This window comes from Kitasatospora sp. NPDC001603, assembly GCF_040298365.1.
GTDB lineage: Bacteria > Actinomycetota > Actinomycetes > Streptomycetales > Streptomycetaceae > Kitasatospora.
On the sequence record NZ_JBEPAA010000036.1, the window covers coordinates 63432 to 87298 of the forward strand.

Below are 23867 nucleotides of genomic sequence, written 5' to 3' on the forward strand. Positions count from 1 at the left end.
CCTGCAGTCGGGCCGACCTGCGCGACGTGTGCATCGGCGCCGTACTGGGCGCCGTCCGCCCGCTCCTCCCCACCGATCCCGCACCCGACTGGCCGCGCTAGGTTCGTCGAAGTGGCGGCCCGATACCACCCAGGCTCGACCCGGACACCCTCTTCGCAGCCCCGGCCGTCCCATGTGAGGGCACGCCGGACCGGACCGGCGAACGGCGTGCGCTGACCGCGATCGCGGCCGAGTTCGGTGTGAGCCTGGTGCAGTCGGCTGTCCGTCACGCGGAGCTGTACTTCGTCAAAGGCGACCGCCGCAAGTCCGTTCGGCTCAGAAAGTGTTGGTAATTGATCAACTGCGTGGCGTGATCCGCCGGCGGCTCCCGGATGCCGGATGCCGGCCCCACCAGTGGCCTCCGGGACCGTCCTGCTGCACGGACGGGTGCGGCGGCGACCGTGCCACCATCACGGCCTGCGGAGCCGAGCCCGCCTGAGCATGGCGCCCTCTGTCCGGGACACGTCCGGAGCCGTCCCGGACGGGATCTCCCCTTGCCGCTCCCGGCCGGCCCGCCACAAGGTGAGGTCGCTGCCGGACCAACCCGGGCCCGCGGCGTAACCTCCCCGGTCGAATGGAGCACCAGCATGCGCGTTCGAGTCCTCACCGCCACCGCGGGCATCGCGGTCCCGGCCGTCCCGGTGGCCCCGGTCGCCGCTTGGGCGGGTGACGTGGCCGTGGCCGGTGATGCTCGACCCCGCCGGCGCCGCCGGGCGGAACGGACGTCCGTTCGCCCGGCGACCCGGAGCGGCCTAGCCGTACGTCACGCAGTCGATGAACTGGTCATCGCCGTAGTACTCGCACACCTGGAGGGCGGCGCTGCTGACGTTGTAGACGGTGACGGAGCTCAGCAGCGCGCTCCGCCCCTCGCCGGAGACGCTCCCGAGCTTCGTGATCTGCTTCGTACCGGTGCCGCACTTGTACGTGATCAGATACGCGATGGCCCCGTTCCCGTCGCCGTCGGTGTCGTAGATCTTCGCGGCCCCGTCGGACTTGACCTTCGCGTAGTCGCAGCCCGACGTGGGCTCGATGAGGGTGCCCTCGACCTTGGCACCCCGGTCGGAGTTGTAGCCGGAGATCCAGTGGCCGCTGCTGGCGGCCGACGGGCCCGCGAGCCCGAGCAGCAAGCCGGTCACGGCGGTCGCCGCGACCGCGGAGCGAACCAGTACGGAGCGAATGGTCATCACGCTTTCCTTTGCGAGATCGGCCGGGGAATCCCGGCGACGAAATTACCGATGACATCGGCGACGACGGCGGGTCCGACGTACGAACCCGGCCGGCGCGCCGGCCGGACCAACCGTGAGACGTCACAGAAATACGTGCACGAAGGAGACGGCCGCTCAGGTTGACCCCCAAATCGGAAAGTCGAAGGCGCCGTCATTGAGCGATTCGTGTCGACACCTTCCGGCCGCCCCCGGCCCGGCGCGACGGCGTCGGCGCGACACACATGCACGTGCTCCCTCCTCCAGGGACGCCTGGTCGGTCTTTCGGTTGGCCTGGACACAGCATGTTCGGCCGCGGGCTCTCTCGACAACGACCTTCGGGCGTAGCCGAATATCCCTGGCCTCGGGAGGAGTCCTTCGAGAATCGGACACAGGGGACTGTCATGTTGCGAATCCACTTCACGGCCGAGGATCTGGCCCGGACGGTGCTGACCGGCGGCCGCGCGCTGCCGGTGAGCGAGGCGGTGATGAGCCTGCAGACGCTGCGGCGCCCTTGCGGGCGGAGGTTCTCCGCGTGGCGGCAGCACGTCCTGCAGCGGCTACCCGAACACGCCTCACTGCTCGGTTCGGTGGTTCCGGCCACCGGCTGGGTGCCGGACTTCCTCACCCTCGGCACCCGGGCGTCCTCCGGCCCGGCCGCTCTCGACGCGATACGGTCCACGCCCCGCAGGCGTCTGTTGGCCGACCTGCGGCGCCTCGCGGGCCAGCAGCGCCTGCCCTCCTGGACGGGGGCACTGGCCGCGGGGGACCGTGCGGCACTGGATGCCGTGGTCGACGCGCTGGCGGCGTACTACGACATCGCCGTGACGCCCTTCGCCGGGCAGATGCGGACGGTCCTGGACGCCGACCGGGCGTGGCGGGTGCACACCATGGCCCGCGCCGGCATCGGGGCGGTGCTGACCGGACTGCATCCCCGGGCGCGCTGGCAAGAGCCCGTGCTGGAGCTGCCCGCGCTGACCGGACAGGAGGAGGCCGACATCCACCTGGAGGGGCGAGGCCTTTCCCTGTGCGCCCACGTCTTCTGCGGCCCCCGCCCCCGGGCCCTGATCAACGACCTCGACACGCCGGTCCTGGCCTACCAACCCGTCTGGGCCTCCCGGAACGGTCATCTCACCCCCGGGCCGTCGCCCGCCGGCCCCGGCCGGACACCGGGCGCCCTGGCGACGCTCCTGGGCCGCACCCGTGCTGCCGTACTGACCGTCCTGGCCGCCCTGGACGGCCGCACCACCACGCAGCTCGCCCGGGATCTCGCCATCTCACCTGCCTCGGCCTCCGAGCACGTGGCGGCCCTGCGGGCCGCCGGCCTGGTGACCAGCCTCCGGCACGGCAACACGGTGCGGCACGCCGCCACCCGGTCGGGGACCGACCTCGTCTCGGCTGCGCGCACCTGCGGCGACGGCGGAGGCGAGTGACCCCGGCCGCGGCTCGCCGCGGCCACCGGGGGGGCAGCGGTGCTGCCCGGGGGCAGGGACGGTGCAAAGACTGCCAGCGGTCTGCCATCTGGACGGCCTGCGGCGCTCCGACGGAGGCGCCCTCAGAGAAGTACGGTGCGCGGTCGCGGCATACGTTCTCGACGCCAGGGGCGCCCGGCGAGCCAGGCCGTCAGGCCCGCGCCGATGCCCGCCGGCCGCCCCCAAGCCCGGCAAGATCGCCCCGAGCCGGGGAGTGCTGGCCGGCCGGGAACAGCACCCAGTCGGCTACGCCGGTGTGGTCGACCACCGGGCGGCCAGGGGGACCGACGCGCCCCGGATGACGATCACGGAGCCGTCGGCCAGTACCGTCGCCGCCACGACGCTGATGGTCGCCGGCCACGGGGCGACGAGCGGCGCCACCGGAAGCACCGGAGTGGGGTTGGTAACCCTCGACCTCCGCAGTTGCTCACCCTGGCCACCGACAGCCCGGTCTACTTTCTGTGATCCGGACAGCCCCTGGCAGCGCGGCTCCAACGAGTACACCACGGCCTGCTCCACCAGTACTCCCCCAAGGGCACCGACCTGGCCGGTCCAGGCCCGCAACACGAACCGGGCCTGGACCGGCCTCGACGAGATCCCCATCACCTACGTACGCCCGCACATGGTCCGCAGGACGATGGCGATGGTCCCCGACCAGTTCCCCAACTCCGAGATCGCGCCGGCATCCACCTCAAGCACATCGCCGAGCGGGCCCGGGCCACACCCTTGGCGGGGTCTCAGTGACGGTCAGCCGCATCGAACCGGGCCGTGGTCGAGACCACCCGTTATCTACTCGGCGACGGTGGCATGCGTCACCGGAGCGCCTCGGCGCGTCGGCCAGGGGAGATCACAGTACGGAGGGGGAACGCGATGAGCAGCGCGACAGCGACCAGGAGCCCGCTTGCCCACAGCGGCCCGAGGTCCCCGGCCGCGGTGCCAAGAGTTGTCGCGGCGATGAGAGGTCCGGCGGCAGCGCCCACATTGAGTGCCGCGGTCGCGTACGAGCCGGCCATGGTGGGCGCTCCCGCCGCCGCGTAGAGAACCCGCGTGATCAGCGTGCTGCCCAGCGCGAACGACAGAGCGCCTTGAACGAACACGAGGCCGAGCAGCGCGACCGGCTCGTCAGCCAGCACGGCCAGGGCTGGCCAGCCGATGAGCAGCAGCGGACCACCGACTGCGAGGACTTGGGTCGGGCGCTGGTCCGACAGTCGTCCAGCGACGGTGACGCCGACGAAGGAACCGGCACCGAAGAGCACCAGAGCGACAGAGATCCACAGCTCGTCCAGCCTGGCGGTGTCGGTCACGACCGGGGCGAGGAAGGTCAAGCCGGCGAAGGTCGCCGCGTTCACCAGCGCGCCGAGCAGCATGACCAGCGTCAACCGAGGGCTTTTGAGCTGGGCGAGCTCCGCGCGCAAGGTTAGCCCGCCAGTCGCCTCTTCCTTTACACGGCCTGCGGGGACTCCCGTCAGGATGCCAAGAGCCGCAGGCAGACAGAGGGCGGCGACCGCCCAGAATGTGGTCCGCCAGCCGAGTAGCATGCCGAGTACCGACCCACCGGGGACGCCGGCGATCGTGGCTACCGTTGTGCCTGACAGGAGTACGGCCAGCGCACGTCCCTTCCTGTCGGCAGGGACCAGTGTGGCGGCAGCCGTCAGAGCGACCGCGAGGAATCCTGCGTTCGCGAGCGCGGCGACGACCCGGGTGGCGAACAGCATCGGGAAGCTGGTGGTGATGGCTCCCACGGCGTGAGCTGCGGCGAAGGCGAGGATGAACGCCAGGAGGGTGGAGCGCCTGGGCCAGTTGCGGGCAAGCGCAGCCACAAGGGGAGCACCGACGATCATGCCGATCGCGAAGGCCGAGGTGAGTGCGCCTGCTGTCCCGACTGTGACGTCGAGATCCGAGGCGATGTCCGGCAGTAGGCCGGCGAGCATGAACTCCGAGGTGCCCATGGCGAAGACCGCCACGGCAAGTAGGTACAACGGAAGAAGCATCGAGTGGCTCCGAAGTCGAGGAGAAGCACGAGAAGGTCATCTCGTCACCGCGACCAGCCCCCCGGGGGCGCGCTCGTCCGACCGCGGAACGCGGCGCGACGGCAGGATGATGAGCTCAGTGACTCAGGGGGCTGACGGCGTGACCGAAAGCCCCCACGGTGTCTGACTCAGGACTCGACATGGTCAGCACGCTACCCGACCACCGCCCATCGAGGCACCTTGGTTTCACCAACGTTGGCAAGTGTGCCGCGGACGTCATGGCTCGCGACAAACAGTGACTCGTTCAGCGTCTGCTGGCCGCGCTGCCCCTGCGAGCTACGGACGAGGCCGAAGCCGAACGGCGGCTGCCGTCAGCGGCTGCTGTCAGAGCTGATCGGCCCGGGTATGGGCGGCGGTCGACGGCCGGACGAGCCGAGAGGGCCGCGAGCCCCGCTGCGGGCGCGGGCGTCGGTGACGGCGGCGGCGGCATGGATCCTTCCGATCTCACACAGGTGCTCACGTCCATGCTGCCGAAGGCTTCCGCCCCGGCATCGGGAGGTCCGGCCGCAGGGCCACGCGGAAGGTGGCGGTCTCGGCGTAGCTGGCCACGCTGACGAGCCAGGACTTGAAGCCATCGCCGCTGGTCTCGCCGGACTTCCGGCGCGGGCGAGGTGGCTGTGGCCTCGTGGCCCGCGCCGGAATCGGGACGGCGGGGTTCAGTTGGCGAGTTGGGCCTGGAAGACTGCGCGGTTGAAGTAGGCCTTGGCGTCCCGGATGAGGCCGGCTTCGTCCAGTTCGTAGACGTTGATGCCGGACCAGTTGACCGGCCTGCCGTCGACGGTGACGGCGGCTCCCCGCCAGGAGACGGCGACGTGGTTGCCGAGGGTGTGGGCCTCGGTGGGGGTCAGCCCGAGGAAGGGCTGGAAGGCGGGCAGGACGCCGGCGATGAAGTCCCGGATCGCCGCGCGTCCAACGATCGGCGGGGTGCCGACGGGGTCGTGGAAGACGCCGTCCTCGGCGAACGCCTTCGCCCAGGTGTCGGCATCGCCCTCCCGGGAGGCGCTGAAGAACTGCAGGATGGCGGGTGGCATGGCCGGGAACGTCATGGTGATCCTTCACGTCGGGTTCTTGATTCGTCTGCGTCTGCGACTGCGTGGCTGGGCACGGCAGCGGTGGTGGTGCCCGCGCCGAGGTCCGGTGGCCGTTCACCGCGGTGGTCCGGCGTGCGATGCGATGTGCTCCCCGACGTCCGACCTCTCGGGCCGCGGACGGTGGTGGTAGCGGCGGCGGTCGGCGAGCCGGGCGGTGAGGGCGAGGGCCGCGGCGAGGGCGATGAGCGCGCACACGCCGGGCCAGTCCAGCAGGGCGAAGGCGTGGATGCCGAGCCAGGATCCGGCGGTGCCACCGAGGAACGAACACGTCATGTAGGCGGTGTTGAGGCGGCTGCGGGCCTCCGGGCGCAGCGAGAAGATGCGGGCCTGGTTGGCGATCTGGCTGGTTTGCACGGCCAGGTCGAGCAGCAGGAGTCCCAGGGCGACGGCCGCCAGCCCCGCCGCGCCGCCCGCGACCCCGGCGGTCAGTGCCGGCGCGGCGGCGAGGACGCCGCCGGTGCACCAGGTGCTCACGTGGTCCGCGCCACGCCGGTCCACCCAGCGTCCGGCGGCCGGGGCGCAGCCCATGCCGGCCGCGCCGATCAGGGCCAGAACGCCGACGGCCTGGGCGTCCATGCGGTAGTGCGGGCCGGTGAGCAGCAGGGCGAGCGCCGTCCAGGCGGCGCTGAAGGCGCCGAAGAGGGTTGACTGGTAGAGGGCGGAGCGGCGCAGGTCCGGCTCGGTGCGTAGCATCCGCACGGTGTCCGCGAGGAGTGCCGGGTACCGGTCGCGGGTGGCGGGCGCGGTGGTGGGCAGGGCCAGGCCGAGGACGAGGGCGAGCAGGCCGGTGAGTACGGCGGCGGTCAGGTACGGGGCGCGCCAGCCGAGGTGTTCGCCGATCACGCCGCCGAAGGTGCGGGCCAGCAGGATTCCGCCGATGAGGCCGCCCTGGAGGGTGCCGATCACCGAGCCGCGCCGGTCCGGGGCGACCAGGCCCGCGGCCATCGGCAGCAGGAGCTGCGGGACGACGGTACCCTCGGCCTGGTCGGCTGGACCCTGGCCATGCCTCAGCTTCGCCGCATGATCCTCGGCGCGGACCACAGCCTCGACGATCTCCGCTCCACCATCGCCCACGCCGTCCGCGCCCTGCCGACCGAAGACGGGCAAGGCCCGGCGCACCACGACAGGGCGTAGGCCCGGGAGGCGTCCACGCCGGTCGCGGACGGCCGGAGACCCCGTCCGTCCGCGACGACGAACGAAGCCGCGAGCAGCGGACCCCGGGCCCGGGAGGGACCGGCCCGGGCCGAAGGTGTACCAGGCGGCAGCTGACCGGGCGGCAGCGGCGTCGCGGGGACCTCCTCACAGGTCCCGGACCTGGTAGGCCGACCTGACTTTCCGCAGAAGGTCGTCGGCGGTCCGGCCCGCCGTCGTGCCGGCCGGGACGTCCACCCAGATGCTGAGACGCTCCTGACGGGAACTGACCAGGATCAAGGCCTTGGACAGCCGCCTGGGCGTCCCCTTGCTGTCCTGGCTGTAGGTCTCGGTGATGATCGCAGCGTCCCGGCCCTGCTCGGTGCCGGACTCCACCGTCGCCACGCTGGCGGCGCCACCCTGTGGAGGGGTGGCCCTCTCGTGTTCCCGCTTCCAGCGCTCGGCGATCGCCCGGGCCGCCTCGGGGGACTTCTCCTTCCGGTCGACCCCGATCCACATGTCTCCCTTGGGTGAGGTGTAGGAGGTGCCCCGGTAGGCGCCGCTGGTGTCCTCCAGGCCGTCCAAGGGTCTTGATGGTCCAGTCGGCCGGGGCCGCGAGGGCCAACTGCATCCGGTACTCGTCGTAGCGCTTCCGCCCGTCCGGGAGGTCACCCCCCGCCAGTTGCACGACGAGGGCGAACACAACGGCGAGGGCGACCGCGCCCACCACGCTCGTGGTGAGGCCGGTGCGACTGCGCAGCCAGCGCCGGGTCCGGACCACGGACGGGGCCCGCCACACCGTGCCCATGCCGCCGGCGCCGAGGCGTTCCAGCAACGGGTACCGGCCGCCGATCAGCCGCCCAGCACCGGCTGCCGGGGCTGCCGCGCCCGGCACCGGTCGAGGCGCCGGACGGCCGGCCGGCAGCGACTCGGAGCCAGCGGGCGTCCCGTTGGTCGTCTCGCGCTGTTGCTCCGGTCGGCGCACCTGTGGTGGCGGCCAGAGACCGCAGCTGGGCGGCTCGCCCTGTACTCCACTGATGTCCACGTCTCCCCTTGACTCCCCTGGCGAGCTGCGCACTCGCCCGGAACCACGCACCGCCGTCCGCAGGCGGCCCTACCGTCTCCGAACCTCCAGATGGTCAACCGTATTGAGGGGCCCGCGGCCTGCCGTCCATCCAAGGGTCGGTCACTGGCAACAACCAGCGCTGCGGCAACGGGCAGCGACGGTGCCGCCACCCTCGCAGCACCGGCGCTGTCACCCCCTTCGTCCGCGGCGCGGGCAGGTCAGTCGAGCTCGATGTACTTCGAACAATCGCCGACGCCAGGGAATGCCGTCTTGAAGGTGGCCTTGAGGTACGGCCTGCGGCTCTTGGCGCTGGCCACGTCCTTGGTGGCGGAGTCGGGCAGCCGTGCCCCCGTGGGCAGCGTTCTCGTTGCGGCCGCCGGGGCGGCCGTCTGTGGCGCCGCTCCGGTGTGGCCACCACGCTAGGGAGATGTCCGGCTGGAAGCTTCCCCCTCCTGACTGATCCGGGAGGTAAACCCTGGCGGTAGTTCACCGGCTTGCTACAGCGGAGGGTGGAGAAGCGTGGTTTCCTCGGGCCTGCGGACGCGGCGGAGTCGACCTTCCCGTCCGGGTTCGGTGGCTTGCGGTTGCCGGTGAGGGCGTTTCAGGTGTCGGGATGGGCCAGGCGGCCGAGCAGGGCCACCGCGTCGTCGAGGGGCACCGGCTCGAAGAACCGCGCGTCGGCGCGCTCGACGGCGGCAATCGCGCGTGGGGCCAGGTCAGCACCGGTGACGGTGACGCGCAGTCGTTTGGCGCGGGTGTCGGCCGGGTCGACTTCACGCTCGATGAGTCCCTTGTGTTCCAGGGTGCGCAGTACCTGGGAGGTCATCTTGACGTCGGTGCCGGCTTGGCGGGCGAGGGCCAGTTGGTTGGGATGCTCGCCCTGGGTGTTGAGCCACCACGTACAGGCGAGCAGCACGAACTGCACGTGGGTGAGATCGAGCGGGGACAGGGCTGTGGCGATGTCGCGCTGCCAGCGCAGGGTGGCGTGCCACAGCAGGAATCCGGGGCTGGCGCCGGGGCTGAGGGGCATCAGCGAAGCGCCAGCTCGGCCAGCGAGGCCATTGTCTCGGGCCAGTCGGCGGTTATGCCCGGGCCGATCTGCGGGCCGGCCTCGTCGGCGCCGGTGCCGGTGATCTCCATCCGGTACACCACGCGGATGCGGGTCTCGTTGATCCGGTGGATCCGGTGGATCGTGCGCAGCAGCAGGCCGTCGAAGCGCGCCTCGTCGACGAATAGTTCGTCTTCGACGGCTTCGGCGATGTGCAGCAGTACCGGGTCGTCCCCGGGCGGCACCATCGTGATCTGCGTGCCCGCCGCGAACGGGCCATTCATCTCGATCTTGTCGATCTCGGCGTTCCAGGTACCCCAGTTCTCGACGTCGGCCCAGAGTCGCCAGATCGCCTCGGGGGTGGCGCTGGTCTCGATGCTGTGCTCGTACTCCCACATAAGGCGGTCTCCTCGACTAGGCGATCTACGCATAGATTATCTCCGCAGAGACTATCCGTCCAATGGTGGCACGCCCCCATCCCGCGGAGCCGCGCGTCACCGCTCCGGCCCCGCCGCCAAGACGCAGAGCGGTCCAGGCAACGACCCCTCGCAGATCCCGGTCGATGGCGCACCGGGCGCCGTCGAGGTCAAGGTCGCCGACCGAAACAGGCCCAGCAGGCGAACGTCGACGGTCTACTGGTCGGGCTCAAGCGATCCGACGGTGGAGAGGACGCCGCCGGCCTCGACTACACGCGATCCCCCAGCCGGCGGTTCCTGCCGCGTTGACGGTCTCGACGACCGGTCCTCGGAGGCCGACGGCATCCACCCGTTCGGCGGCGGGCATGCATGCGGCGGGGGCGGGCGGGGGAGACGGGGAGGCACACCTCGCAGCCCGCAGAAAGGAACCCTCATGTCCACCGACGCCATCGTTCTCCTCAAGGAGGACCACAAGGACGTCCGCCGTCTGTTCCGTGCCTTCACGAGCGCCGGCGAGAACGCCCGCGCGGAGAAGGCCGACCTGGTGAAGCAGATCCTGGAAGCCCTCACCGTGCACACCTACATCGAGAACGAGGTGATGTACCCCGAGGTCCGCAGGCTCGTGCCGGACCTGGAGAGCGACATCCTGGAGTCCTACGAGGAACATCACGTCGCCGACCTGCTCTGCACGGAACTGTCCGCGATGAGCCCCGAGGACGAGCGCTTCGACGCCAAGACCACGGTGCTGATCGAGAGCGTGAGCCACCACATCGAGGAGGAGGAGAACGACTGGTTCCCCAAGGTCCGCGAAGCGCTGGGCCGAAAGGAGTTGCAGGAGATCGGCGCCCGCCTGATCGAAGCGCGGGCGAAGGCACCCCGCGCGCCGCAGCAGCCCGGCGCCCTGAAGAAGGCAGCCGACGCGATCCTGTCCTGACCCGAAGCGCTCCCGACCCGAACAGCCGCCCCAGCAGCGCGCCCGACCCACCCGGCCTCCATGCTGGGGGCGGCGCCACGCCGCCTGGTCGTGAGTGCGCCGACCGATTCAGCACGTACTGCCCTTTCCGGCATCCGGAGGAACCGATGGACAAGTCCAACCCCGTACGGAAGGTCGTCGACGCCGTGGCGGACGCGGTGGCCGAGGTGAAGGACCGGGCCCGGCCGGCCGTCCCGGGCGCCCCCGGGGCCGAGCCACCGTCGGTGGCCGAGCCGACGGAACCGCGGGCTCCCCTTCCGCCCAAGCCCGACCAGGACGAGCCGGCCGTCGTCTCCGCCACCGGGCGCGACAGCGGGGCCGCTCGGGACGTGCGGTCGCAGAGCGGTGGCTACCTCACCACGGCGAACGGCACGCGGGTCTTCGACAGTGATCACTCGTTGAAGGCGGGCCCGCGGGGGCCGGTGCTGCTGCAGGACCATCACCTGCGCGAGAAGATCATGCATTTCGACCACGAGCGGATCCCGGAGCGGGTGGTGCACGCCCGTGGCGCCGCCGCCCACGGCGTGTTCCGCGGCTACGGCACCGCCGGAGAGGTCACCAAGGCGGCGTTCCTCGCGGACGGTGTCGAGACGCCGGTCTTCGTGCGCTTCTCCACCGTGCTCGGCTCCCGCGGGTCGGCGGACACCGTGCGCGACACGCGCGGCTTCGCGACGAAGTTCTACACCACCGAGGGCGTCTTCGATCTCGTCGGCAACAACATCCCGGTCTTCTTCATCCAGGACGCCATCAAGTTCCCCGACGTCATCCACGCCGGCAAGCCGCACCCGGACCGGGAGATCCCGCAGGCACAGAGCGCCCACGACACGTTCTGGGACTTCGTGTCCCTGCACACCGAGGCCACCCACCACACCATCTGGAACATGTCCGACCGGGGCATCCCGCGCTCCTTGCGGATGATGGAGGGCTTCGGTGTCCACACCTTCCGCCTGGTCAACGCCGAGGGCTCCGCCAGTCTGGTGAAGTTCCACTGGAAGCCGAAGGCGGGCGTGCACTCCCTCGTCTGGGAGGAGGCCCAGCTTCTGGGCGGCATGGACCCTGACTTCCACCGCCGCGACCTCGCCGACGCCATCGAGGCGGGGGCCTTCCCCCAGTGGGAGCTCGGCGTCCAGGTCTTCCCCGACACCCCGGAGCAGACCTTTCACGGCATCGACCTGCTCGACCCCACCAAGATCGTTCCGGAGGAACTCGCCCCCGTCCGCCCGGTCGGCCTGATGACCCTCAACGCCAACCCGAGCAACTACTTCGCCGAGACCGAACAGGTCGCCTTCCACCCCGGCCACCTCGTCCCCGGCATCGACGTCACGGACGACCCGCTGCTCGCCGGACGCCTGTTCTCCTACCTCGACACCCAGATCACCCGGCTCGGTGGCCCGAACTTCGCGCAGATCCCGATCAACCGCACCCACGCGCCGGTCAACGACATGCTCCGCGACGGCTTCCACCAGGACGCGGTGCACACCGGCGTCGCACCCTACAAGCCGAACTCGCTCGACGGCGGATGCCCCTTCTTCGCCGGTGCCGACGAGCGCGCCTACATCGAGTTCCCCACCCCCCTCGCGGCCGCGAACAAGGTCCGCGAGGCGCCCGCGTCGTTCGCCGACCACTTCAGCCAGCCCCGGCTGTTCTGGCTCAGCCTCAGCCCCGTCGAGCAGCAGCACGTCATCGCCGCCTACACCTTCGAACTCACCAAGGTCTACGAGCAGGCGATCAAGGAGCGGGTTCTCACCGTCCTCGCCAACATCGACACCACCCTCTGTGCCGAGGTGGCGAGCGGCCTGGGCCTGCCCGCACCGCAGGCCACCGTCAAGCCCGCAGACGCCACCCCGAGCCCCGCCCTGTCCCAGCTCGGTGCGAGCTGGCCGGTCGACGGCCGCGTGGTGGGTGTCGTCGCCGCCCCCGGCAGCGACCTGGACCCCGTCCGCCAGGCCCGCGACGCCGTCCGCGCGGCCGGCATGACCGCTCTGCTCATCGCCCCCACCGGCGCACCGCTCGCCGAGGACCTCACCGTCCAGCGGACGTTCGCCGCCGCCCGCTCCGTGGAGTTCGACGCCCTCGTGGTCACCGGCGCGCCGGCGCCGGGCGCGGACGACCTGGGCGCGCGCGACGCCAAGTCCGGGCCGGCCCAGGGAGCGGTCGACTCCCGCGTCGCGCTGCTGGTCAACGAGGCCTACCGGCACGCCAAGCCGATCGCCGGCCTCCCCGCCGCCCGGCCCGTCTGGGTGTCGGCCGCCGTCGACCCCCAGGCGCCCGGGGTACTCGTCGCGGACAACCCGGCCGAGCTGGTCACAGGCCTGGCAGAGCTGCTCGCCACCCATCGCGTCTGGGCGCGCTTCCCCGCCCCGACCAGCTGACGCGGTTCACCCCGCTGACGCTCCTGCCCGCCGGAGCAGGCCTTCGGCCGACGCTCCGGCGGGCATCCCGGGACAGGCCCGGGGCGGAAGGTACACCGCGCTGGGCAATTGCCCGGACCGCGTCCGCGACGCGCTGCTCGGACCGCACCCGGACTCCTACACCCGGGAGCAGGACGGCTTCTGCGCCCACGTCCTTCACCTGACGGTCGCGCGGCACCTCGGCGAGCGCCCGGAGGCGGCCGTGGTCCTCGACGGCCGCACCTGTTCCCGCCGCTACCGGGTCGAGGACGTGCAGCGGGCGGCCGGCCGAGGAGACCGGCCGGCCGCTGCGCGGCATCGGGTACGTCTGCCCTGACGACGTCGCCGCCGCCCGTCTGCACCGGGACGTGCGGACGGGCACGCACCCGGCCGCCAACCGCGACCCGGGCCTCCCCCGGCGGCTCAAGACCTCCGCAGAGCCTGCTCACCGTCCCCGCGCTGCGCCTGGACACCAGCACCCCCGTGCTGGACCGCACCCGCGTCGCCCTGGCCCACCTGACGGCCGCGACCACCCTCACCCGGCCTGCTCCGGAGGGAGCCGCTCACCATCCCGATATCGCCGCCCGCACCCGACAGCCGACGAGCGGGCCGGCGGCGATACCCGGTTCAACGACCGACCGGCCCGGCAGAGCACGGCCGTCGCGGATCCCGGCCGGAACGGCACCCGGCGCCCGGTCGGCCGGGAACGCCGGCGGGGCCCTCACCGGCCAAGGACCTCTTGGCCGGTGAGGGCCCCGCGCGATGACGTGCCGTCAGAGGGCGGTGCCGGTGCCGCCGTAGTAGCCGTCGATTCGGTCGTGGTACTCGCGGTTGCCGGTGTGCTGGTCCTTGTCGAACGCCGGGGCGTTCTTCACCTCGTCCTGGGTCCGGGCGACCCACACTGTCTTCTCGTCCACGTCGACGCGGGTGATGGTGCCCGCCGGGAGGAGAACCTCGCGGCCGAAGATCCACGGGCCGGTGTCGACGACGATGTGGGCGGTGTCGACGTCCTCGGTGTGCTTGTCGACCTTGCCGATGTGCCCGTCGGTCGCCTCGACGCGGAAGCCGGTCAGGTCGGTGCCCGCCGCGTAGCCCTCGGTGTTCTCGTAGCCCCACAGTCCGCTGGTCACAATGTGCTCCTCGTCGTTTGGTGTTGCTTGGACGAGAGCCCGGCTACCCCAGCCGGTGGCCGGCATGCCTGCGCCTTCCGGAGAGATCAGGCCACGCGGGTGGCGGTGAGGTGCCGGGCCGACGCGGCTGGGAGAAGGAAGTGTTGGAGGCCGGATCACGGGCAGGAGGGCGTGCGCGGGCCCGTCGTGAGTGGGAGGCCATGGGATGCTGATCCTTCTGTTGGTGCTGCTGATCGGGGCGGCTGCCGTCGAGGTGGCCATCGCCCCCGCCGGGCGCCACCGAGGCGTTCGACGTCTCGTGCCGGTCGGCTCCGAGGGCGCGGCGGATGCCCGGCACCGCCGCTGACAGGCAGCCCGCGAGGCAGCCCCGTGAGACCCGTCTGATGCTGTGCCGGTACTGGGAACGAGTCGCCCCGGACCCCGCCGCCGGGGGCCGGGGCGTCAGCATGGAGGCTGTCAGCCGGTCCAGCCAATCTCGCCGTCGATGAAGCCACCGGTGAGCCCGTCCGGGGCGGCCATCACCGCGCCGGTGAAGCAGGAGGCGCCGTCCGGACCGAACTCGGCCTCGGTGAGGTGCACGCCCGCCCCGCCCGGGCCGACGGTGAAGTCGCCCTCTCGAACTCGCCGCTCGGTACGTCGTGGGCGCTGGCCGCAGCGGCGGTGCCGAGCGCGAGAGGCAGGGACGAGGCGCCGGCCACGAGGGCACCGTCTCCACAGTGACCGCCCTCCCGCCGCCCGTGACCGCCCCGCTGTAGGCGGGGTGTCGGCGTTTGTGTGAAAGTGCACGACCTGGCACAGGCGAACGTGCGCCGCGCGGTGCACCACAGGGTCGGCGCACGACAGTCAGCCTCGATCGGCCACGTCGGCCCGGCCGCGTCGAGGGTGTCGCTCACGGGTGGCCGTGCAGTCAGGGTCGGAGGTGCGGAAGGGTGAACTCGGGCAGGGCGTAGGGGCCGGCCTGGGGCGCTGCCGGGTCGGTCGGGAGGTCGGCTCCGGGAATGTCGACGGCGTGGGGTTCGGCGTTGTCGACGGGTGTGTAGTCCAGTACCGCCGGATCCGGGATCTCCCAGAAACGGCGGGTGTTGGCGGAGACGGCGTACACGGTGGCGAAGCGGGTGGAGGGCGGGGCCGTCAGCGCGGCCCGAATGTATCCGACGGCGTCGCGCGGGCTGAGCCACGTCGCCAGATGCCGGGGCTCGGTTGGGACGGGCTCGAAGCTGCCGATGCGCAGGCAGATGACGGACAGGCCGAACTTGTCGGCGTAGAGCTGTCCGAGGGCCTCGATGGCCGCCTTGCTCACCCCGTACAGGCCGTCAGGCCGTACGGGCTCCTGCGGCCTCGTGAGATGCCCGACGGGGTAGAAGCCGGTCACGCGGTTGCTGCTGGCCAGCACTACCCGCTCGGTGCCTGTTCGTCGTGCCGCCTCCAGGACGTGGTGGGTGCCGAGCACGTTGGCGTCGAGGAGATCCGTGAGCTGCGCTTCGTCCGGCACACCGCCCAGATGGAGCACCTGATCAGCGTCTGCGAGTGCCGATTCCACGGCGGCCGCGTCGCGCAGGTCGATGGTGCGCACGTCCTCGTTGTCGGCCTCCGGCCGCAGCGGCACCCGGTCGAGCAGGATCACACGCGCCGCTTCACCCCGAAGTGCCTGGCGCACGACGGACCCGATGTTCCCCGCCGCGCCCGTTACCGCCACTGTCCCCAGACGCACTACGCCTCCCCGGATGATCTCGCCTTCTGTATCCTCGTCGCTGACCTTCCACCGATCAAGCGATGGCCCGCGAAAACACCCGGTCACCCGGCGATCACCATGGCCGGGTATGAGGAGCAGCCCGAAGAGGCTCCGGGGCTCTGTGCCCGTCGAGCCGTACCTACCGGAGCACGTTCACGCGTACGCCGACACGGGGAGGGCTGATCGCGCGTCAACCGCCGGGTTGACTTTCCGGCGCCCCGCCCGGGCGGCGATTCGAGGCGTGCCCGGCCGCTACTCCGTCCCGGCTCGGCGGGGCGGAGCCGGGGGCGTTCTGGACGGCCGTCACGACTGGGCCGGCGCACGGGCGGTCGGCGCGGCAGCGCGGGTCAGGTGCGGAGGATGCCGGCTTCGCCGAGGTAGCGAAGGCGGCGGATGCACGCCTGCGCGCCGAACCGGGCGAAGTACAGGGCGGCCTCCCCGCCGGCGGATGCCACCCACGGTCTCAGACCGCCCAGGAGCAGCGACCCAGACTGTCGGCGGGCAGCCGCACCGCGACCCGCGGGGCCACCGGTTCGTCCTGCAGCTCCGCCCCCGCCTTCCTCGCCCGGCCCCGACCCTACGTGCGTCGCCCGTCGTGCACACCGACAACGCGCACAGTGGGCAGGCGCACCGGACGGCCCGCGCCACCGGGGCGGCGCGCCCGGTGGTGTTCGGGAGCGCGCTCGGCGGCGGAACTCAGCGGGCCACCCTCCTTCTCGGGAGGGCGGCTGCCGGGATGCTGGTGCGATGACGAACGGACGACGAGGCCGCCGCCTGTCCCGGCTCGAGGAGCTGGGTGCCATCCCGGCCCCCGCCAACGGGAACTGCCCCGGAACGGACGGTCGCCCCTCGCGCACTGGCTGGCCCGCCACCTCCCCTCACCTCGCTACCGCGTGCGGAACCCGCCGCCGTCTCACCCCGGGAGCGGGACCAAGGGCCCGGGGCGGCCGGGAGAAGCCGCTATAAGGTTGGCCGGACCCCCGGCTTCCACGAAAACTCCACCCGAATGGCGTGAATGGATCCGCGATCCCGGGGTATCCGGGGGCCGACTATTCACAGCGCGAGGGAAGGGAACGACATGGCCGTGACCAGTGGACTCCTCCAGGAAACCCGCCCCCTGACCGGCACGGAGGCCGCCCTCCCGTCCCGCTCGGCCGACATCGCCCCCGAGCTGGCCGACGTGGAGGACCTGGCGGAAGTCGCCCCCACGGATGCGCGGGACATGTCCCGGGTCCTGCTGGTGCGGCTGGCCTCACTGGAGGAGGGCACCCGCGAGTACTCCTACGTCCGCTCCTCCCTGGTCGAGCTCAACCTCTCCCTGGTGCGCTTCGTGCTGCGCCGCTTCGGCGCGCACCGCGAGAGCATGGAGGACCTGATGCAGGTCGGCTCGGTCGGCCTGATCAAGGCCATCGACCGCTTCGACCCCGACCGAGGGGCGGAGTTCACCACTTTCGCGATCCCCACGATCCTGGGCGAGATCCGCCGCCACTTCCGGGACACCACCTGGGCCGTCCACGTCCCCCGCCGCCTGCAGGAGCTGCGCCTGACGCTTGCCAAGGCCCAGGACGCGCTCGCGCACGACCTGGACCGGTCGCCGACGGTCGCCGAACTCGCCTCCTACCTGGAGATGTCGCAGGAGGAGGTCATCGAGGGCCTCACCGCGGCCAACGCGCACAGCGTCGACTCCCTCGACGTGCCGGCCGGCGACGGCGAAGGCCCGGGTGCGCTCGCTGCCCGGCTCGGTGGCACCGACGACCGCTTTACCCTGATCGAGGACCTCGTCTCCCTCCAGCCGCTGGTCGCAGCGCTGCCCGAGCGCGACCGGTTGATCCTGTCGATGCGCTTCACCCAGGAGATGACCCAGTCCCAGATCGGCGAGCGGCTCGGGGTGTCCCAGATGCACGTCTCCCGTCTGCTGTCCCGCATCCTCACCCAGCTCCGCAAGGGCCTGGAAGCAGCCTGACCCGCAACTCCTCGGGGCGGGGCGGCCAGTGCAGTGGCCGCCCCGCCCCGAGCGTGCGGACCGACACGACGCAGTTCCAGGAGGGGATGAGGATGTCGGCACGCCATGAGCCGCCCGCGCTCGGAGCAGCGGATCTCGACGAGGAGGGTGTGCACGTCGAGATGCGATTGGCGCCCGGTCACACTGTGGTCGCCATCGCCGGCGACCTGGACATCGAGACCCTGCTGCCGGCCCAGGAGGCTCTGGAGCGCGCCTTCTGGGACAACCAGGTCGTGATCGCCGACCTTGAGCAGGTCACCTTCTGCGACTCCTCCGCCCTCAACCTCCTCCTGAAGGTCCGTGCGAACGCGATCGCGGCCGGGGCGCAGCTGAGGCTGGCCGCGGTGTCGGAGCCGGTGCGGCGGCTACTCGAAATAACCGGCTGCGCTGCGGTCTTCGATGTGTGCCCCACGGTGGGGGCTGCTCTCCCGGAGGCCTCGTGAGCACCGGCTTCGCACCGCCGCGCGGGCGGTACGAGCAGATTTGTGGTCTGAGTCGCGGCGCAGCGGGCAGTCGCAGCTCAAGACCGCTGATACGAAGGGCTGACCGAATGAGCGCACCCGGGCCGACCCTCAACGGCCACCGGCCCACCGCGGCACTGACGATGCCGCCTGGCGGGCAGCGCCGCCGCCTGCCGCTCGCCGGGCAGCACAGGCCCGTCGCTGCGGCGCGGGCCTTCGTCCAGACCGCGCTGGACGACTGGTCGTGGCCCGGCCAGGGCGACATCGTGCTCCTGGTGGCGGAGCTGGTCGCCAATACGCTGCTGCACGCCGACGGCCCGCTGGAGCTGGTCCTGGACGCGACCGGGCAAAGGCTGCGGATCGAGGTCAGTGACGGCTCCCCGGTCCTGCCCGTCGCCCGCGAGCCGCACCTTCCCGCCCGGCCGGGCGGCCACGGCCTCCACATCATCGCCTGCACCAGCGACCGCTGGGGCGCCGCACTCCAGTCCTGGGGCAAGACGGTCTGGGCCGAGATCGACGCCCCGGCACCGCCTCGTCCCTGACGCTCCCCCACCACAGGCCGTGCCAGGGAGCCGACCACGCAGCCGGCCCCGCCCGGCCGCGGCCGATTGTCCGCAGTGCGGCGGCAAGGAGGGGGGCGAGGGGGGCAACCGGCTCGGGTGGCGGCGCGCGGGCCAGGCGCCGGATCCGGGCGAACGCGTCCTCCGGGGCGAGTTGGGCGAAGTGCTCGTCCGGGCTGTGGGCGAGCGCGGCGCGCCACACCGCCGGGGCTTGTCAGGACCTCCTACGCCGGATCGGTAGGCACCGGCTTCAACAGCCCCGAACGTCGCACCCTGCGGCCGCGCTGCGCCACCTCGGCCGGTACGCGCCACCGTTTACCACGGACCGGGCGGGACAGGGGCCGCCACGCTGCGTCAGGTGCGCTACGCGCGGCCCGAGCTCCCGGCCGACGAATCCCTGGAGCTCACACAGGCCGGCCGCGACAGAAGCCGCCATGAGGGCCTGCGCGCGTGAGCTGCCCACCCCGGGCCGGTGGCTCGGGTGGGCAGCGGCTCTGCGGTGCCGCCGGTCAGCCAGCGGCCGCTGCCGGGGCGGCGAAGGTCTCGCGGGGCCCGAAGTCTGTGTAGGTCACGGAGAGGGCGGATTTGGGGTTCGATGACGAGCACGGTCACGCCCATGTCGACCCGAGGCCCCGGTTGGCATTGATAGTATGTCAATTACACAGTAGTGCAATGCTCTTGACCACCGAGGACTGGTACGCGACAGCGCAAATCCGGTCGGTACGACGACGAAGGGACAGTCCGGTGAGCAGTCTCAACAAGGGTCTGGAACGGATCGAAGTAGGCCTGTTGTGGGATCCGAGTCCCGCAGGTTCGGCCCGTCACGATCTGGACCTCGTCGCCGCGACATACACCGCCCCCGCCCCGTCCGGCGCCCCCGCCTACCTGGTTCATTTCGACAGCCGCGCTCCCGACGGCACGATCACCCTCACCCGAGACAGCCTTGACGGCAAGGGCCTCGGCGTCGACGAACGCCTCGTCCTGGAGCTCGACCGTCTGGCCGACCGCTACGTCCGGGTGGTCGTGGGCGTCGCCATCCAACAGAACGCCGGCCGACTGACGTTCGGGGACATAGCGAACCCCGTGGTGAAGATCCGGAACGGGCGCGATGAGTTCGCGGCTGTGGACTTCGCCGGCGCCGGTGAGGCGACAGCGGCGAGGGTCGCGGAGTTCGTCCGGGACAGCTCGGGGGCCTGGGGATTCCAGCCCGGCGTCTACGGCTTCGATGCCGATCCGGCGACTTTCGCGAGGATCATGGGCACCTGAAACCTGTTGCAGAAGGTCGGGTACGAGTAGGCCGGGATGCCTTGAACTACCCTCCTGATGCCGTCCGCGATCTCCCGCACCAGCAGTTCACCCCCGCCTCCGGTGTGCAGGAGGGCATTGGGCATTCGCAGCTGGGCTCGCACGATCTCGCGCACGTGCGGCCGGCGCGAGAGATCCCGCTAACCCCCGACACCATCGCGCCCGCCCTGAACCTGCCGCCCGCCGCCCCAGGCCCAGGACCCTGGGTGCGAGGCGATCACCCACGGAACCCTGGTCGGCTGACCGGTGGCACGCACCGCTGCCCGTCGGAGCGCGGCACCCCTCACGGAGCGGCAGCCCCCACGAAGTACCAGCCGGGGCGGCATTACCGCGACTGCGCCACCGGCAGGCCGCGGTGGCCGTCGACCGGCCGCAGGCGCAGCACGCCACTCCGGGCGTCCCAGGTGTCGAGGAACCCGAACACTGCGGTCCGGCCTCCTCGTCGGCCAGCAGCGGCTTGAGCAGGTCGCGGACGTTCCCGTCGTGGTGGTGGGCGGCGTCCGCCGGGGCCTTCGCGTAGCCGGGCCAGGGCTTCCTGCCTGGCCCACAAGGCTGCCTCACTGGCCGACTATCGCGTCCAGGCCCGGGCGAACCCGGCATGGCTGATCGGGCCGCCGGGGAATCGAAAAGTGCCGGGCTCGCCGGGAACCGCCAGATTAGGAATCGGCTTGCTCGCCCCATTCGAACAGGGGCAGGATCCTCACTCATGGAACAGACCTGGCAGATTGTCAACTCCCTTGCCAGTAGGCTCGATGTGCACTTCGACCGCAGCGAGGAGCTGCGCTGGACGGTGCAGGCTCTGAAGCTCCAGGAGGAGGCCGGGGAGGTCGCGGAGGCCGTCATCGGGGCCCTCGGCGCCAATCCCCGCAAGGGGTTCTCCCACGACTGGGACGACGTGCGCAAGGAGACCTGCGACGTGGCGCTGTCCGCCCTGGTGATGCTCGCCCGGATGGGCGGCGACCCCCGCCGGTTCTTCGACGAGCACCTTCGCTCGGTCGCCGCCCGCGACGCCCACGGGAGCACCCCGGCCTGAGCACCCGCCGCAGCCCGAGACCGGGAGTCCACTCCCGCCCTCGGGCTCCACGCCCGTACGCCCACCCGTCGACGGAAGGAACCGGATGAGCAGGACTCCGAATCGCGCCGAGGAGGTCTCCGACAGCGAGCAGCTGCTGTTCGGCGGGCCGATGCGCTACGACTACGGCTGGGCCAAGCACGAGATGGCCAGCGGGGAGGTCACGTTCTGGGCGGTGGCCCGGCAGATGCCCCGCTTCCTGCGTCTGGCCGGCCGGATGGCGTGGGAGGCCGACCCCCGGGCGCTGGTCGCCCTGATCGGCGTGGAGGTCCTCCGCGGCCTTGCCGCGGCCGGCGCGCTGATCGCCACCAACCGCGCCCTGTCCGCGGCCCTCGCCCCGGGAGAGGTCGGACAGGTACTGCGGGCCGCCGTCCCGGCGGTCGTCGCCGTCGGGTTCCTGGCCGCGTTCTCCTCGTGCCTGTCCGTGGCCTCCGGTTGGGCGGGCGGAAAGCTGGAGCCCGCCGTCTTCCGTCGGGCGACGGTGGAGTTCCTGGGCATCGTCAGCCGCTCCGAGCTGGAGGCCATCGAGGACCCCGAGTTCCTCGCCGAGGTCGACAGCGCCCGCTGGGGCGCGATGTCCCTGCAGAACATCATCGGCCAGGCCACCTCCGTGCTCACCGCAGGACTGTCGCTGATCTCCGCAGCCGGCGTCCTGTCCCTCCTCCACCCCGCCCTGCTGCCGATGCTGGTACTGATCACCGCGCCACGCGGCTGGGGCGCCGTGCTCACCGCCCGCCGCCAGTACGCCTCCACCCGCGCCTGGCTCCAGCACTCCCGGGCCAGCAGCGCACTGGCGGACATGATGATCCGCCCCTACTCCGCGGCCGAGCAGCGCGTCCACGCCAGCGGACCCTTCCTCCTCCACCACTACGAACAGATGGCCGCTTCCGCCGAGAGGGAACAGGCCCGCCTCGCCGGCGCCCGCGCCCGCACCGACCTGCTCACCGCCGCCCTCGCCGGCCTCGCCACCACGGGAGCGTTCGCCGTGCTCGGCTGGCTCGTCATGGACGGCGTGATCCCCCTCGCCGCCGCCGGCACCGCCGTCGTCGCGATCCGCACCGGATCCGCGAGCATCGGCGGCCTCGTCGCCCAGATCAACCGCCTCTACGAGGAGTCGCTCTTCGTGCGCGACCTCGACCAGCTGCGCCGCGACGGCCACCTCCGGGCGATCCCCACCGGAGGTACCCCCCTGCCGGACCGCCCTGAGACGATCAGCGTCGAGGATGTCACCTTCAGCTACCCCGGCCGCGACACCCCGGCCCTGGACAAGGTCACCCTCACCCTTCCGCGCGGGAAAGTCGTGGCTCTCGTCGGCGCGAACGGGTCGGGCAAGTCCACGCTCGCCCACATCCTGTGCGGCGTCTACCAGCCCCACCAGGGCAGGGTGCTGTGGGACGGGGTCGACACCGCTTCGGCCGACCGTCACCAGCAGTTCCGTTCGGTCACCCTGCTCGCGCAGAACTTCCAGCGCTGGATCTTCACGGTGCGGGCCAACCTCCTGCTGGGACGCCCCGAAGTCCCCCTGGACCAGGAGCGCCTGGACACCGTCGCCGACCACGCCGACCTGCAGACGGTGATCGACGAACTGCCCCGCGGCTGGGACACTTTGCTGGCCAAGGGGTTCGAGGGCGGAGTGAACCTCTCCGGCGGACAGTGGCAGAAGGTCGCCCTCGCCCGCACCCGCCTACGCCTGACCACCCCCGACACGGACGGCCGCCTCCCCGCGCTGGTCGTCGTCGACGAGCCGACCTCCGCCCTCGATCCCCAGGCCGAAGTCGAAGCCTTCGAGCAGATCCGCCGTCTCAGCGACCTCGGCGTCACCGTCGTCCTCATCACCCACCGCCTCGGGGCCACCGCGAAAGCCGACCACATCTTCGTCCTCGACCACGGCAAGCTCACCGAGGAGGGCAACCACACCGACCTCATGACCCGCCAACCCCCCTCCCGGTACCGGGAGGCGTATCTGCTGCAGGCACACCAGTACGAGACCACCGTCCCCGGCCAGGCCCGCGGCCGGGCCGACGCCGACACCCGCTGAGCCCGATCCGGGCACCGGCCAGCGAAGCTCCTCGCTCACCGTCCCGGCTCTGCCTCGCACCCCGACGTCCGGCAACCGGTGGTCCCGCCTTCCTGCACCGCTGCACACCGATGAGAGGCGCTCCCTTGCCGCAGCCGTCCTCCGCGCTCGCCGTGATCGCGCACCCTGCTGACGAGGCGCTCCTCGTCAGCAGGGTCCTCGCCTGGCCCTCCGCTTCGACGCCCGATCGGCCGTCCTCCGACGGGGGGCTCGCCCACCTCCGGGCCCCAACCTGTGGCGGACCGGCAGGCTGACCGCAGGGTCGCGGCCCCTGCTCTCCGGACTCTGGGAGATCACGGAGAGGATCCTGCAGACGGTGGCCGACGCGCAGCAGCACGCCGACCCGAGCGGCACGCTCACCACGGTCGAGGCGACGCCGTTCGCCACGGCGGAGCAGACGGCCGCCCGCCGCCTGGCACGGTCATCGAAGGTTGACGAGTCTCACCGGAGTTTGACCGGCGGGCCGGGCGGGACGCGCTACGCCCGTACCTCGGTTGCGGTCAAGCCGCGGCAAGGTCGGGCAAAGACCGGGGCGACCTGTTGGGGCGGGCCCGGGACGGCCGCCGGGGGGGGGGGGGGGGGGCGCGGCCGCCCCGCGCGCGCGCGGGGGGGGGGGGGGGGGGGGAGAGAGGTAGGGGGGGTTGGTGGTGGTTTTGTGTGGAGGTGGTTT

20 protein-coding genes are annotated in these 23867 nt (G+C 71.8%); 10 read left to right on the top strand and 10 right to left on the bottom strand.

Features of this window, described 5'->3' with window-relative positions; all coding sequences use genetic code 11:
• Nucleotides 1-791 precede the first annotated feature (791 nt).
• A complete protein-coding gene (locus ABT263_RS22550) occupies nt 792-1223 on the bottom strand; it encodes a hypothetical protein (protein WP_352292602.1) in 432 nt (143 codons plus the stop codon).
• 422 nt (nt 1224-1645) lie between these two features.
• Here ABT263_RS22550 and ABT263_RS22555 point away from each other — a divergent pair, with 422 nt between their 5' ends.
• Entirely contained in the window at nt 1646-2674 is a 1029-nt protein-coding gene (locus tag ABT263_RS22555) for an ArsR/SmtB family transcription factor (RefSeq protein ID WP_352292604.1), read from the top strand.
• Between the two features lie 851 nt (nt 2675-3525).
• On the opposite strand, the gene ABT263_RS22560 is transcribed toward ABT263_RS22555, so the two are convergent.
• The 6 genes from ABT263_RS22560 to ABT263_RS22585 form a co-directional block, all read right to left on the bottom strand.
• A complete protein-coding gene (locus ABT263_RS22560) occupies nt 3526-4704 on the bottom strand; it encodes a Cmx/CmrA family chloramphenicol efflux MFS transporter (protein WP_352292606.1) in 1179 nt (392 codons plus the stop codon).
• A 695-nt stretch (nt 4705-5399) separates the two neighbouring features.
• Entirely contained in the window at nt 5400-5774 is a 375-nt protein-coding gene (locus ABT263_RS22565) for a nuclear transport factor 2 family protein (RefSeq protein ID WP_352292608.1), read from the bottom strand.
• 114 nt (nt 5775-5888) lie between these two features.
• Complete coding sequence (locus ABT263_RS22570; protein WP_352292610.1) at nt 5889-6941, bottom strand: MFS transporter; 1053 nt, start codon at nt 6939-6941, stop codon at nt 5889-5891.
• Nucleotides 6942-7133: 192 nt separating this feature from the next.
• Nucleotides 7134-7550 (bottom strand): hypothetical protein, encoded by a 417-nt coding sequence (locus ABT263_RS22575; RefSeq protein ID WP_352292612.1) that lies wholly within the window; start codon nt 7548-7550, stop codon nt 7134-7136.
• Between the two features lie 1082 nt (nt 7551-8632).
• Nucleotides 8633-9061: a MarR family winged helix-turn-helix transcriptional regulator gene (locus ABT263_RS22580; RefSeq protein WP_352292614.1), complete on the bottom strand. Its 429-nt coding sequence runs from the start codon at nt 9059-9061 to the stop codon at nt 8633-8635.
• Nucleotides 9061-9477, bottom strand: coding sequence for an SRPBCC family protein (locus ABT263_RS22585; RefSeq protein WP_352292616.1), 417 nt, complete (start codon nt 9475-9477; stop codon nt 9061-9063). Before ABT263_RS22585 ends, ABT263_RS22580 begins: the two co-directional genes overlap by 1 nt.
• Before the next feature lie 451 nt (nt 9478-9928).
• On the opposite strand from ABT263_RS22585, the gene ABT263_RS22590 reads away from it, so the two are divergent.
• A complete protein-coding gene (locus tag ABT263_RS22590) occupies nt 9929-10429 on the top strand; it encodes a hemerythrin domain-containing protein (RefSeq protein ID WP_352292618.1) in 501 nt (166 codons plus the stop codon).
• 146 nt (nt 10430-10575) lie between these two features.
• Nucleotides 10576-12840: a catalase gene (locus tag ABT263_RS22595; protein ID WP_352292620.1), complete on the top strand. Its 2265-nt coding sequence runs from the start codon at nt 10576-10578 to the stop codon at nt 12838-12840.
• 791 nt (nt 12841-13631) lie between these two features.
• Here the strand turns inward: ABT263_RS22595 and ABT263_RS22600 are convergent.
• Nucleotides 13632-13988 carry a PRC-barrel domain containing protein gene (locus ABT263_RS22600; protein WP_352292622.1) on the bottom strand — a complete coding sequence of 119 codons (357 nt, stop codon included), beginning with the start codon at nt 13986-13988 and terminating at the stop codon, nt 13632-13634.
• Between the two features lie 205 nt (nt 13989-14193).
• Here ABT263_RS22600 and ABT263_RS22605 point away from each other — a divergent pair, with 205 nt between their 5' ends.
• Nucleotides 14194-14334 carry a hypothetical protein gene (locus ABT263_RS22605; protein WP_352292624.1) on the top strand — a complete coding sequence of 47 codons (141 nt, stop codon included), beginning with the start codon at nt 14194-14196 and terminating at the stop codon, nt 14332-14334.
• A gap of 110 nt (nt 14335-14444) precedes the next feature.
• Here ABT263_RS22605 and ABT263_RS22610 read toward each other — a convergent pair whose 3' ends face one another.
• Together ABT263_RS22610 and ABT263_RS22615 are read right to left on the bottom strand one after the other, a co-directional pair.
• Nucleotides 14445-14567 carry a hypothetical protein gene (locus ABT263_RS22610; RefSeq protein ID WP_352292626.1) on the bottom strand — a complete coding sequence of 41 codons (123 nt, stop codon included), beginning with the start codon at nt 14565-14567 and terminating at the stop codon, nt 14445-14447.
• A 328-nt stretch (nt 14568-14895) separates the two neighbouring features.
• The gene (locus ABT263_RS22615; protein ID WP_352292650.1) at nt 14896-15699 is read right to left on the bottom strand and encodes an NAD-dependent epimerase/dehydratase family protein; all 804 of its coding nucleotides are present in this window, start codon (nt 15697-15699) and stop codon (nt 14896-14898) included.
• A gap of 1099 nt (nt 15700-16798) precedes the next feature.
• Here ABT263_RS22615 and ABT263_RS22620 point away from each other — a divergent pair.
• From ABT263_RS22620 to ABT263_RS22645, 6 genes are all read left to right on the top strand, one after another.
• Nucleotides 16799-17683: a SigB/SigF/SigG family RNA polymerase sigma factor gene (locus ABT263_RS22620; protein ID WP_352292628.1), complete on the top strand. Its 885-nt coding sequence runs from the start codon at nt 16799-16801 to the stop codon at nt 17681-17683.
• A 92-nt stretch (nt 17684-17775) separates the two neighbouring features.
• Complete coding sequence (locus tag ABT263_RS22625; protein ID WP_352292630.1) at nt 17776-18165, top strand: STAS domain-containing protein; 390 nt, start codon at nt 17776-17778, stop codon at nt 18163-18165.
• Nucleotides 18166-18272: 107 nt separating this feature from the next.
• On the top strand, nt 18273-18725 hold the full coding sequence (locus tag ABT263_RS22630) for an ATP-binding protein (RefSeq protein ID WP_352292632.1): 453 nt from the start codon (nt 18273-18275) through the stop codon (nt 18723-18725).
• 762 nt (nt 18726-19487) lie between these two features.
• Nucleotides 19488-20009 carry a TerD family protein gene (locus ABT263_RS22635; protein ID WP_352292634.1) on the top strand — a complete coding sequence of 174 codons (522 nt, stop codon included), beginning with the start codon at nt 19488-19490 and terminating at the stop codon, nt 20007-20009.
• Nucleotides 20010-20754: 745 nt separating this feature from the next.
• Nucleotides 20755-21081: a MazG-like family protein gene (locus ABT263_RS22640; RefSeq protein ID WP_352292636.1), complete on the top strand. Its 327-nt coding sequence runs from the start codon at nt 20755-20757 to the stop codon at nt 21079-21081.
• Nucleotides 21082-21166: 85 nt separating this feature from the next.
• Complete coding sequence (locus tag ABT263_RS22645) at nt 21167-23158, top strand: ATP-binding cassette domain-containing protein (RefSeq protein WP_352292638.1); 1992 nt, start codon at nt 21167-21169, stop codon at nt 23156-23158.
• The last annotated feature ends 709 nt before the right edge of the window (nt 23159-23867 follow it).